The sequence below is a fragment of the Arthrobacter sp. P1_C12_2 genome (genome assembly GCF_056406415.1).
Window position 1 is genome coordinate 62,498 of sequence record NZ_JBFUAF010000024.1, and the last position, 12,940, is coordinate 75,437.

Here is a 12,940-nt window from a genome sequence, read left to right on the forward strand (position 1 = left end):
TCTGAATAACGGTGTGTGGGGTCCGGCCTGATCCGAAAGGAGACGGCCGTGTCAGAGTCCACGACCGAGGTGACAGGCGCGATGATCGATCCTGTGACGGGAGAGATCATCGATCAGAAGGAGCTTGCGGAGCGGTTGCTCGCGCAGGCCAGAGAGCAGGGCGTGAGCCTGGTGGGCCCGGGCGGTCTGCTGAACCAGCTCACGAAGAATGTGCTGGAGACCGCGCTGGAAGCAGAGCTGACCGAGCACCTCGGGCACGAGCATGGCCAGACGCCGATCGCAGCCAACATGCGCAACGGCACCAGGTCGAAGATCGTGCTGACCGAGATCGGCCCGGTCGAGATTGAGGTGCCGCGGGATCGGGACGGGTCGTTTGAGCCGGTGATCGTGCCCAAACGGAAACGGCGTCTGGACGGGATCGACCAGATCGTGCTCTCGCTGTCCGCCCAGGGGCTGACCACCGGGGAAATCGCCGCGCACTTCGAGGAGGTCTATGGGGCCAAGGTCTCCAAGGACACCATCAGCCGCATCACGGAGAAGGTCGCCGGGGAGCTGGCCGAATGGTCGGCCCGGCCTTTGGATCCGATCTATCCGGTGCTCTTCGTTGACGCGGTCGTGGTCAAGGTCCGTGACGGGCAGGTGCGCAACACCGCGTTCTACGTCGTCATGGGGGTCACCACCAGCGGGGAGCGGGAGATTCTGGGCATCTGGGCCGGCGATGGTGGCGAGGGTGCCCGGTTCTGGCTGCAGATATTTTCCGAGCTGAAGAACCGGGGCGTGGAAGATGTGTTGATCGCCGTCTGCGACGGGCTCAAGGGCCTGCCGGAGGCGATCACGACCACGTGGGAGCGAACGGTTGTGCAGCAGTGCATCGTGCACTTGATCCGCAACAGCTTCCGCTACGCCGGACGCCAGCACCGCGACGGCATCGTCAAGGCGCTCAAGCCGGTCTACACGGCCCCGTCCGAGCAGGCGGCGAAGGACCGGTTCGCCGAGTTCACGGCCGAGTGGGGCCAGCGATACCCGGCAATCGTGCGGCTCTGGGAGTCCTCCTGGGCTGAGTTCGTGCCGTTCCTGGAGTACGACGTGGAGATCCGGCGGGTGATCTGCACGACGAACGCGATCGAGTCGATCAACGCCCGCTACCGGAGGGCGGTGAGGGCCCGCGGGCACTTTCCGAACGAGACCGCTGCCCTGAAATGTCTGTATCTGGTCACCAGGTCTCTTGATCCGACCGGCGGCGGTCGGGCACGCTGGGTGATGAGGTGGAAGCCTGCGCTGAACTCGTTCGCGATCACCTTCGCCGGCCGGTTCGAAAGAACCATTCAATAATGAAAACCGGCCGGACCCACCCACAGTTTATCGGACAGTCCCAACGTTCCAGCCCGAGGGCTTCTGGCTGGACAGGTTGAAGCCCATGGCCTGACACCGGGTGGGTACCGGGAGCCGCCGAAGGGCGAAGCTCGGGCTGCTGGTCGCGGGACGCGACGACAAATACTCCGCTTCGGGTAGCGGGGCGTGGACCAGCCCTAACCCTGGGTTCCTTGGCGCCTCACAGCCGCCAAACCCGTGCTGGCCGCCAATTACGAGATGATGATTATGGCGTCGGCAAACGGAATTCAGGGAGTCAAAAGTGCCGTGCTAAGGCCCCAGGGGTCAGCGGTATCGAGGCGCTTCCCTCTGATGATTCAAGAGATTCCCTAACGCTTGTCAAGCCTTTTTTAGCTCTGGATGGCAGGCAGACTGAGTGCACCGTCACCCGTGTTCTGGGGTGACGGATGGTGCTTTCCGTCCGGGAGAGGCAATCGGCCCGGCTCCGCTAACGCCCCCGGGCTGGTGGAGGGAGCCGGCAGAGCCGTCATGTGGTTTGGGCCGGTCGCCAAGCGGTATCGGTGGTCGCGGCAGTTACCGTGTCAGGCGTGCCCGTTTCGCTTCGATCGTGTGGGACCGCGACTGGGTGCGTTGCTTGGGCGTGACGGTGTAGTGCGAGGCGATGAGCTCTTTCGCGGCCCGTTTTGTGACCGGCTGCCCCGCGAGGTCGCGCAGCTCATACATCTGTCCGGTGGTGAGGGTTTTCCAGGTCCTTTCGGCCAGTTTCCTGGCGACAGCGATGGTGGCCTGGGTGTGGCAGTGGCCGTGTTCGGTCATGAGCCGGTGATAGAACGCGGCCAGTTGCGGATCCATGGTCCGGGCAACGCTGCCGGCCTGGTAGAAGGCCAGACGCAGCGGTGCCGGTCCTTCCTTGCTGATGGCCCGGCGGGACTGGTTCATCGTCCCGGACGACCAGTTCGAAGGCGTGATCCCGACATAGTTCGCTGCTTTCTTGGCGCTGTCGAACCCGGATCCGTCACCGAAGTAGGCACGGATGCAGGGACCGGTTGCCGGGCCCACGCCGGGCAGGGAAAGGATCAGCGGGTCATCGCCGTAGAGACGCTCCCACCACTGGCGTGCATGGGAGCTGAAGCGCTCCACCCTGGCCCGGGACTCCTGCAGATCAGCCAGGTGCTCGCTGACATCCACGGCCAGCGCGTCCAGGTCCAGGTGACCGTCCCAGAAATCCGCCCACCCCCGGGCCGCGGTCTTGATCGCCGCGGCGCGGGTGGGTGTGTCGGCGACATCCCGGGTGTGTTCGGCGACCACAGCCGTCAGGGTCGCCGAGCGCGCCGAGGCCAGGGAGCGAAGGTGGGGCCAGCGGCCCAGCACGGCGAGGGCTGTTGATTCGGATCCGGCGAACGCTGACCATACATCGGGGAAGGCCCACCGGGCCAGGGACAACAGCCGCCGCCAGTACCGGTTGCCGTCAATGACGGCCCCGGCCCGGCGGACCACGGCCCGCCGCAGCGCCAGCTGTCCCGGAGATGCCAGCACCAGCGGCGGCGGGTCGAAGATCTCCCCGACGTGGGTGAGCACTTCGGAGTCGATGACGTCGGATTTGTTCTTGCCCATGATGGCCCCGCGCAGCCGTGAGGAGTGCCGGGCCCCGATCATCTCCATCTGACCGCCGGCCCGTTCGACCGCGAGAGCCAGCGCCAGCCAGGTCATCGAGGTCGGTTCCACGACAGCGGTCATCGGTGCCTGCACGGCGGCCAGCCGCCGTGACAGACGGTCCAGCCCGGCCAGGGTCGGGTCAACCGTGAAACGGCTCAGATGCTCTGTTCCGTCATCAAAAAACTCCCGCACCGCGATATGGTGCCGTGCCGTGATGGCCGCGTCGATACCTGCCACTGCCCGCACGAGTCTGGCGGGCTTATCCTGATCCTGCATGATGGTTCTCCTCCTCGCATCGAATATGTGCGATGGGATAACCCGTCGTTGCCGGTCCACCAGCCGAGTCACCAGGCCGGGCATCCCACCCGGGAGAACCGTCATGCGCTAACTGGTGCGCCCGCGGCGACCTCCCTCACACGCCCGCAACTGCTGAGGAAGCGTCGGATACAGCTCCCGCGCTTGTGAGTCATACGGTGCCTGCCCGGACGAAAACCGGTGCTGCGCACCGTTCTCTTCCGGCCACCAATTCCCTCAATCGGGTCTGCTTGGAAGACAGGCCGGGGGCGACGATCTCTTTCACGGGCCATGACGCCCAGCCGAAAACCGGAACCACCCCGGCCCCTCCCAAGGCCACCGTAAACGACGACCACCCCACCTCAACAGGGGGTACTTAAGAGACAAGAGCCGATAATCGAGATTCTGTCCGCCGCGGCAGAGGGCGCCTGGTGCTGTGGCTGACCGGAGTTCCGCTCCGGAAGGCTCTCGGAAGGAATACAAGACAGCCGCGTCTGGGGGAGGGGGCCACAGATGCTCTGACCTGGCCAATTCGGGGGTGTTGACAATGTCAACATGTTTGGATTCGGACTGGGCCGTATGTCGGTCGGATCGTGCCGGACGCCGCATGTTTTCGCGGCTTCCTAGTGTTTTCCAGGGCAGGAATGCAGTTCGAGTCCCACCTCGGGCACGACAGATTCCCTCGTCAGAGGCGATTTTGCTTTGACGTGTTGACAAAGCTTGTGGTCGCGCCGCTCTGACGGCTGGTTTGCAGGCTGTGGCCTGGCCGCCGCGTGGCCTGTTCAGGTGTGTGGGGTGGCGGGTTCAGGTCCCTGGCTGGTGGCCTTCCGCCTGCTGTGGGTGGGGTTATGCGGTTCCTCGTTCCGGATTTGGTCGGCTGGGCCTGGGGTGGCCGACACCTATTCATGGGCCGGGGGAGTAGGGACGACATGACCACAGTGATGTCGACGTATGGCTTCCGGGTAAGGGTTCGGGGGACCGTTCGAGAAGCCCTGTACCTGTGTTTGTCCAGCCAAAGAGGGTGTGATCATTACTGTCCACACTTATATCCGTTTTAATGAGGGTGGCAGGGGCCGCCAAGGGGCAGCTGCTGTGATTCCATGCAGCCGATGTGTGCGGAAGACCGGCCACAGCTCCCCGTGTTAGCGACAAGGCGATCGGGTAGAGGATGAGCCGAAGTACTCTCTCGGTGGCGCTGCCCGCTCAGCCACACTGGAGACTGTAGTGCCGGCGAGGCAAACGAAAGGTAGAGGGGAGCCTGGCAGCGCACCGGTCCTGCCCTTCGAGTGGGAGCCCGGTGACCGCTGGGCACAGTCACTGACGCCAAGAAGCGGATCGGGACAGGTGCAAGAGATGTCAGTTCTGGACGATCAACTAAAAAGACTGAAAGAAGACCTGGCGGGGCGGGAGCGGTGGGCCCGCTGAAAGCGCTTATTGAACTCGGCCGAGACCCTTCACTTCTACAGGTGATTGAGGAGCTTTACGACCATCCGGGCCTGGGGGAGGAAATTGCCCGAGATCCTCGGCACTTCTTCTCCAAACGAGGGGTTAGCCTTCCCGAGGATGCGACGGTGACCTTTGTCGGCGGAACGCCAGGTCCGGCAATGGAGTTGCGCGTTCGCACGGGGACCCTTGAGTACGGAGTGGGCTGGTCGCGGAGCGACGGGTTCTACGCTCTATCCCGGCAGCCGGTTTTGGAAGCCGGAAACGAAGGGCAATAGCTTTTTCAGCTGACACGAATCGAGGGCTGGCCGTGACTCTTACAATCTCGGTGTACGAAAAGCAAGGGATCTGCCGGGGCCGTGCAATCCAAAACGCCAGTTTCAGGGCAGTTTCTGAGCGGGGCGTCGTCTACAACATTCTTCTGCGCATCCTATCGTCCCCTGGACCGCTCGAACCCACCGCCGCGACTTACCGGGTCCGGGATAACGTGCTGCCACCGAACACTCTTTGGACTCTACGGGTGGGAGCTCCGGGTAACGAGTCGTGGGACTTCCAAGTTAGGAACGGGGAAACTCACGAGGTCTGGCTATCCCCCAAAACATAGGAGGCGACAGCTGCCAGGGGCCGTGCGTGGGCGAGGTGGCCTGGCGTCGTCCGGTGAAGAACCAGGTCAGCAGCGTCGACGCCGAAGCAGGCGGACACCGAGGTGACGGCGGGCAGGGCCGAGAGGTCGAGCTCCACCGGGCCCAGGTCCACGAAGCCCACGGCGGGGCAGACAGTCGGCGCCAGAGTGCAGCCGGACGCGGAAAGCACGAGCGCCGGCAGGATCGTCAGCAGCAGTGGCAGCGACCTGTTCTTCATGGCGCCAGCGTAGCGCCGCCCTGGTACAAAAGCAGTGGGCAACTGAGGGCCCGGGTTTCCGAGCCCTCACCGGGGTCAGCGGGCGGCGCGGCCCAGGGCGGCTTTTGCTTTGGCTATCGCCTGGCGGGCCTCGCGCGGTGCCTGCGCCGGTGTGGACAGAGTACTGTTGCCCGGGACATGGCGGCGCCCGGTCGACAACGTCGGCCGGGGAGCATGCGCCGACCGGGTAGGCGCCAAAGCCTTCGACGACCACAGCCCAGCTGCCGCCTCGACGCTCCTCGAACGGGACGACGACCGGGCCGCTGGAAGGCAGCAGCAGGATCTTGCCCTGTGCCTCGTGCGAGTACCGGCGGCGCGGCAGCAGCGCGCAGTAGTCGTTAGTGGAGATGCCGTCGGCGTGGGGATCAGGTGCATGGATCATGGACCTTATGCGTGCGGAACACGGCGGGCCGCTCACCAGAGATGCCCGCCGGAGCGGGCCGGTGCCTCAACGGAGCAATAAAAACAGCTTTGACAGCCCGGACGAGGACGGAGCACCCTAGTGCCTGTTGGGCTGGGGCGACGCAGGATCGACGATTGGGGACCCCGATGATTACTGTCCAGTTCGTTTACGTCACAGGCATCAAGCGGAGCCTTTTGCACAACGCCCGCCTGTCCGGCACCTGGAACAACTGGGGCGACATACCGATGCAGGAGATCACCGCCGATGACGGCTGCCCCGCGTTCCAAGTGTCTGTGAATTTCGACGACGCTCTGGCCGGTCAGGAGATCTGGTGGGGCGTCCGCATGGACGGGCCGGCGGGCGTGAACCAATGGGGCATTGTGACAGAGGATCCGGATCCTGCGGTGATCAAGCCGGAATGCAAAACCAAGCTTCCGGCGGCCGCCGGTCAGGTCATCGCCCGCTACTACCTGACGCTCAGCCGGTTCCTCGGGGCCCAGAAGTTCTACCAGGGCGGCGAAGAGAAGCTCAGGTTCGCGGTCTGGTCACAGAACGCACAGAATGTTGAGGTTGTCTTCGGGACGAAGGGCAGCGGCTACATCTACGACAATGGAACCGGCATCGACCCGAGCCGCCCGGTGATTCCGCTCAAGAAAATCGATGACGACATCTGGGCCAGCGATCCACTGCCGGACTTCCAGTCCTACGTCGGGTTGCCATACATGTACCACCTCCAAAACGCCCAACGTGCCTGGCGGTTTCGCACCGACATCCATTCCCGCTGGCAGGCCGGCCGCGGGGAGATAGAACCGGAGCACAAGCCCTGGGACGGGACGCTGGCGACGCTGGACGGCGGCGTCAGTTGCAGCGTCATCATCGACCAGGACGTGGTCCGCGAAGAATTCGAACCGAGCACCAATCCGCCTCGGCAGATCACGGACGAGGAGTTTTGGTCCAGGGAGTTCACCGCCGGGTTGCCGGTGCCCTCACAGCTGACAGACCTGGTGATCTACGAACTGCACATCGGGTCGCTGGGATTCGGACATGGACGCGCCGGCAACCTGCAGGACGCCATGAACTTCATCCCGCATCTTGTATCCCTCGGCGTCAACGCCGTCGAGTTGCTGCCCGTGTCTGGATTCAACGGCACGTTCAATTGGGGCTACGGGGACACGCACCATTTTGTCGTCGAGTCCAGCGCCGGCGGGCGCGACAAATACAAGCATTTCGTGCGGGAGTGCCACCGCAACGGAATCGCCGTCATCCAGGACGTCTGCTACAACCACTTCGACAACACGGCCGAGAGGGCGGAGTGGCAGTACGATTCAGACCTGCCGGAAGAAAACATCTACTACTGGTATGAGGGCCACTCCGCCGATCATAAGAACCCGGACAACGGGTACCTGCAGAACGGCTCGACAGGACGCACCCCTCGCCTGTACGAGGAGAAGGTGCGGAAGCTGTTCACGAGCAGCGCCGCCGAGTTTGCCGAGGAATTCCATGTCGACGGCTTCCGGGTGGACCTCACCGACGCCCTCCACGGCGATCAGCACCAGGAAATCGACGGCCTGCAGATAAACAGAGCCAAGATCTTCGGCCAGAGGCTGCTGCGGGAGTGGAGCCGGACCCTGAACCTCATCCGGCCCACCGCCATCCGCATCGCCGAAGACCATACGGAATGGTTCAAGGTCACACAGCCCACGGATATGGATGGTGGCCTGGGCTTCAACGCGACGTGGTACGCAAGGTTCTACCACGACCTGATCGGCGACGCGCCCAAACAACTCGACAAGGCGAGGATTCTTCACCGTGCCGGGTTCGGGACGGACGATCCCGTGCCAATGGGCCAGCTCGCCGGATCACTGGCTGAGACGCGGAACGCCAAGATCGCCTACCACGAGAACCACGACGAGGCCGGATACCACGAGGGCACTCTTCGCACGATCAAGGCTGCCATCAATGATGCAGCCTTGTTCGGGCCGACCCGGGACGCTGCGGAGGCACGGACCAGGCTGGTGGCCGGCGTCGGGATCCTGTCGGCAGGCACACCGTTGTTTCTCATGGGCGAGGAGATCGGTGCCCAGACAATCTTCAAGCACGATCAAATCCCGAACCGGGTGGACATCCTGGGTGAAGCCCAAGGACTGGGAGCGAACCTCTTCCGCTACTACCAGGACCTGATCAGGCTCCGCCTGACCAGATCCGAATTCCGATCACGCAACATCGACATCATCCATTCCTCCGACGACAACCGCGTCATCGCCTTCACCCGCAGCGACGGGGCCACCCGCCAACTGGTCGTCGCGTCCCTGAACAACCGCCCGTTTGATGGCGGCTACATCATCCAGAGCTCGGCGGATCGGCTGAACCCGGGACAGTGGCGGGAGATCTTCAACAGCGACTCGCGGTTCTATGGCGGATCGGACCTGGGGAACTTCGGCGCTGCGTTGCCAAGCGAGGACGGACGGATCGAGGTGCGCCTTCCGGCCAACGCCTTGGTGGTCCTGAACAGGCTGTGAAGCAGAAACATCTGCGGAACGCAGCGATGCCCGGCTTGGGGATCGCGCCGCCTTTCACGACGGTTCCCTCGATGCTGAAATGGCGTACCGTGGGTGGTTGAAACCGGCGCTCACCCGGTCGCCCTTCTTGATTTGGGCGATTGTGGCCGTCAGCGCGTTGGTGCCCCGGCGGATCTTCGGTACCGGCATGCTGAGGGCATGGACAGCTGGGTGAACCTGAATCTGGTGGAGACGCGGACGTTTCCCGGCGGCGTGGTCCTGACCAGGCACGAGACGAGGCGCTGAGCGCGATTCCTCTGCACGGTCGGGAAGTACATCCACCACCCGCGGCCCCACGTCGGTGGCCAGCCCATGTATGCCGCGGTAACGACCCGGTAACGGCCTCTGGCTATCGTGGGAGCCGAAGGGCCATGGGAGATTGACGGCTTTCGTGGCGACCTGCCAAAGCGCAACGCAGCGGCCGAACGTCATGTCCGTCGCGCAGACCTTGGCTGGTGACATCCGTCTTGCTCGACCGCACGCGTGTGAAGGAGAAGCTGCGTGACCGACGGACGAGGCGCCAGCACAGAAGACCGCGTCGCCTTGACACGACGCCCGAACTGCGGAATTCCGAAAAGTATAGGAGCTGATATGTGGGACCGACCGCCACTGATGAGGACGAGGCCAACAACAAGAACGTCCCGTACGGAACTGCAGCATCGCAGGCCATGGGGTGATCCACGATGACCGGACGGCCTAAGCCAGACAAACCGTCCGACAAAATCACACTCGTCCTCGATCAGCCCAGCACCCTCGGTCCGGACGATGACCTCCGCGATGGATTGTCCGCGATCGCCCGCCAGGGCGACCACCTCTGGGTCGCCAACGACGAGACGACCAGTCTCGAACGGCTCACGCTTGAGGGCGACCAGGCCCGCGCCCATCGCAGCTTCGATCTCACCGATCTCCTCGAGCTGCCCGGGGAGGGGGAGATCGACATCGAGGGCCTCGATGTCGAGGGTGACACACTGTGGCTGCTCGGGTCGCACAGCTCTGTCCGCAAGAAGGTCAAGGGCAACCACCAGCCTGCCGACGAGGCCCGGAGAGCCCTGACGACAGTCGAGGTCAGCCAGCGCCGGCGGGTGTTAGCCCGGCTCTCGACCAGAACACTCCTCGACCCGGGCAGCAGCCGGAACGGTGAGCAGCAACGCCCCGCTGTGTTCGGCCCTGGTGGAGGCCGCGGCGGGGGCTTGTTGGATCTCCTGGCCGATGACCCTCACCTTGAAGGCTTCATACGGTCATGGCCGATCCCGGGCAAAGACAACGGGATCGACTGCGAGGGCCTCGCCGTGGCGGGCGACCGGGTGTTCATCGGCCTGCGCGGGCCGGTGCTGCGCGGGTGGGCGGTCATTGTCGAGCTCAAGGTTATTAGCGGCGGGCCCGGCATCGAGCCGCAGCCGATCGGCACAGAGGGTCGCCGCTACCGCAAGCACTTCCTCTACCTGCGGGGCTTGGGCGTTCGGGATCTGTGCCGTCAGGGAGAGGATCTGCTCGTCCTGGCGGGACCCACCATGGAGCTCGAGGGCCGTACGGCCGTGTTCCGCTGGCGGGACGCGCTGACGTCCCAAGGCGAGGCCGTCCTGCACAAAGACGACCTGAAATGCGAATTCGACGTGCCGTTCGGAAAGGCTGAGGACCATGCCGAGGGGATCACTTTGCTTGATGACGGCAGGGTTTTGGTGGTGTACGACGCGCCGGCTGAGGAACGCACGACCAAAAACCACGGCATCCACGCCGACGTCTTCGATCTCGGCAAGTAGGGAACTGTGCAGCCCGATCACGACCCCGCGCTCAGCGACGGCTTCAGGGCTGAATTCCACCGGCGGGTGCAAGTATCAGGAGACCGCCGACGTACAGGCTGCGGGAGTGAGCTGCGGCCCGATGACTTACCATCCGTGCAGGTGGAGGAGGACTCGTGACGGTGATCACACGACATGGAATCTGGAAAACCTGTACCGTCCCGGGGCCTGTTCGGCCCCGGGACGGCACAACCGGACATGGCAGCGCCGTAGCCCTGAGGGCCCTTCGGATAACCTCGCGCGGGATTTAGTCAGGTCAGGAGGACAACGTGGTTTTTGCATTGTTTCCGGATCCGCCGGTGGTGCCGCAGGGTGTGCCCGGGGGCGGGCGGGTGGAGGCCGGTCTGGAGCAGCTGGCGGGGGAGCCGTTGGCGGAGTTCGCCGGGATTTATGCGCGGATGATGTTCCTGCGGGTGGCGATGATCGGCGGCACTACGGAGCCGTCGCTGTTTGTGCAGGCCGGGCAGGGCCCGGCGGCGGGGGTGACGACGGCGTCGCAGCCGGTGTTCCGGGCAACCCGTCCGGACGGCACCGGGAGCGGTTTTGTGGGGGATGTGTTCGCGCTGCCGCGGGAGGGAAACGTTTTTCGTGTGCTGGTGGGGTTTGACCGGGCGACGGAGGAAGTGTGGTCGCTGGGGATTCGGAACAATGACCCGGGCCCGGAGCGGTACTTCACGTGGGTGGTGGCTGACAGCGAGGCCGAGACGGTACAGCCGTGGGTGGACCCTGGCTCGTTCGTTCCGGCGTTCGACGACCCTTCCTTCGCGCCGGCGACCGGAGTGGCAGGTACTGCGGTGAGGCTGTCCGGGCGGAATTTCAATGTCGGTTCGCCGCGCGTGTCTTTCGGGACCAAGGAAGCGTCGCTGCTCCCGCCCACTGCAGCTGGCACCCTAACGGTGGCCGTGCCCGAGGGGCTTGTCCCTCCCGGGGAACCGGTTGCGGAAGTGCCCATCAGGGTCCAAACCGCCGCCGGCACCGCCGTCGCCGGGACGGTGTTCCAAGTCTTGGCCGCACTTCCGGGGTTCGCCATTCCGCCCTTTGATCCGGTGAGCGGGTGGCCCGGCAGGCACATCACACTGTTCGGGCGGAATCTCAATGTGGGTAGGACCCAGGTGTTCTTCGGCCGTCAGACGGCGCGACACCTCGGGCACCCTACCGCAACGGCCTTGATTGCGATCGTGCCCGAGGGGCTCGTCAATCCCGGAGAACTGTTTGCCGATCTGCCGGTCAGTGTCACAACAAGTGTGGGCACCGCCGTCGCCGGCACCGCCTTCCGGGTCATCCTGTCTGAACCTCCCGAATTTGGCGATCCGCCCTTCAATGAAGTGAGCGGCCCGCCTGGCCGGCCCGTCACGCTGTTCGGGCGGAATTTCGACACCGGTACCCCACGTGTGTTCTTCGGCCGTCAGGAGGCTACCGTGCGCGAGCCCCTATTCAGTCATAGACTGACGACTCTGGTGCCAGAAGGGCTCGTCGCCCCGGGGGAACCGGGGGCGGACGTGCCGGTAGCCATCCACACCGGCGCAGGCATCGCTACTGCCAGCRTCACCTTCCACGCCAAACCGCCAATGCCCCAATTCGCCGACCCGTTCCTGACGCCAAAAGAAGCCCGCGTGGGCGAGACAATAACAATGCACGGCTCTCACTTTGATTTTGCCCCGGTTAGGGTGTTTTTCCGGCAGTCAACCGGCGCCAATGCAACTGTTGAGGCCGTAATCGTTAGCAGGCCAAGCCCTACGAAGATCGAAGTCCAGGTCCCGTTCTTGCCCACGCCAACTTCATCTTTTCAGGTCAGGGTAGAAACTGTGGGAGGTTCCGTCTCGTCTCCCTTGCCCCTTCGGATAACCTCGCGCGGGATTTAGTCAGGTCAGGAGGATTACGTGGTTTTTGCATTGTTTCCGATTCTGCCGGCGGGGCCGGTGGGTGTGCCTGCGGGCGGCCGTGTGGATGCCGGCTTTGCCCAGTTGGCGGGGGAGCCGTTGCCGGAGTTCGCCGGGATTTATGAGCGGATGATGTTCCTGCGGGTGGCGATGATCGGCGGCTCGGCGGCTCCGTCGCTGTTTGTGCGGGCGGGGCAGGGCCCGGCGGTGGCGGTGACGGCGGAGACGCAGACGGTGTTCCGGGCCACCCGTCCCGACGGCGCCGGCACCGGGCTTGTAGGGGACGTGTTCCTGGTCCCGGGGGTGGGAAACGTCCTGCGGGTCCTGGTGGGGTTTGACCGGGCGACTGAGGAGACCTGGACGCTGGGGATCCGGAACAACGACCCGTCCGCGGAGCGGTACTACACGTGGGTGGTGGCCGACAGCGAGGCCGAGACGGTGCAGCCGTGGGTGGACCCTGGCTCGTTTATCCCGGTGTTCGAGGACCCTTCCTTCGCGCCGGTGGCCGGGACGGCGGGTACCGCGGTGAGTTTGTCCGGCCGGAATTTCAATGTCGGTATCCCGCGGGTGTCCTTCGGTGCCGGGAAGGCATCGCTGCTCGTGCCCCCTGCCGCCGGGTCCCTGACGGTGGCCGTGCCCGAAGGGCTTGTCCCTACCGGGGAATCGGGTGCGGAC

At 64.5% G+C, this 12,940-nt stretch carries 7 protein-coding genes and 1 pseudogene; 6 read left to right on the forward strand and 2 right to left on the reverse strand.

Annotated elements, in window-relative coordinates:
- The first annotated feature begins 81 nt into the window (after positions 1-81).
- Positions 82-1,332 (forward strand): IS256 family transposase, encoded by a 1,251-nt coding sequence (locus AC1DZQ_RS20260; RefSeq protein ID WP_476965191.1) that lies wholly within the window; start codon positions 82-84, stop codon positions 1,330-1,332.
- 573 nt (positions 1,333-1,905) lie between these two features.
- Here the strand turns inward: AC1DZQ_RS20260 and AC1DZQ_RS20265 are convergent.
- Both AC1DZQ_RS20265 and AC1DZQ_RS20270 read right to left on the reverse strand, forming a co-directional pair.
- Positions 1,906-3,264, reverse strand: coding sequence for an IS110 family RNA-guided transposase (locus tag AC1DZQ_RS20265; RefSeq protein ID WP_476965184.1), 1,359 nt, complete (start codon positions 3,262-3,264; stop codon positions 1,906-1,908).
- A gap of 2,034 nt (positions 3,265-5,298) precedes the next feature.
- The gene (locus AC1DZQ_RS20270; protein WP_476965185.1) at positions 5,299-5,586 is read right to left on the reverse strand and encodes a hypothetical protein; all 288 of its coding nucleotides are present in this window, start codon (positions 5,584-5,586) and stop codon (positions 5,299-5,301) included.
- Between the two features lie 588 nt (positions 5,587-6,174).
- On the opposite strand from AC1DZQ_RS20270, the gene AC1DZQ_RS20275 reads away from it, so the two are divergent.
- From AC1DZQ_RS20275 to AC1DZQ_RS20295, 5 genes and pseudogenes are all read left to right on the forward strand, one after another.
- Positions 6,175-8,547 (forward strand): alpha-amylase family glycosyl hydrolase, encoded by a 2,373-nt coding sequence (locus tag AC1DZQ_RS20275; RefSeq protein WP_476965186.1) that lies wholly within the window; start codon positions 6,175-6,177, stop codon positions 8,545-8,547.
- Positions 8,548-8,745: 198 nt separating this feature from the next.
- Positions 8,746-8,832, forward strand: a pseudogene (locus AC1DZQ_RS20280) (dihydrofolate reductase family protein); the annotation flags it as partial.
- Between the two features lie 437 nt (positions 8,833-9,269).
- On the forward strand, positions 9,270-10,346 hold the full coding sequence (locus tag AC1DZQ_RS20285) for a DUF3616 domain-containing protein (protein ID WP_476965187.1): 1,077 nt from the start codon (positions 9,270-9,272) through the stop codon (positions 10,344-10,346).
- Between the two features lie 407 nt (positions 10,347-10,753).
- Positions 10,754-12,247, forward strand: a complete 1,494-nt coding sequence (locus AC1DZQ_RS20290) for a hypothetical protein (RefSeq protein ID WP_476965188.1) — start codon at positions 10,754-10,756, stop codon at positions 12,245-12,247.
- An 18-nt stretch (positions 12,248-12,265) separates the two neighbouring features.
- On the forward strand, positions 12,266-12,940 hold a 675-nt coding region (locus tag AC1DZQ_RS20295), incomplete at its 3' end, for a hypothetical protein (protein ID WP_476965189.1).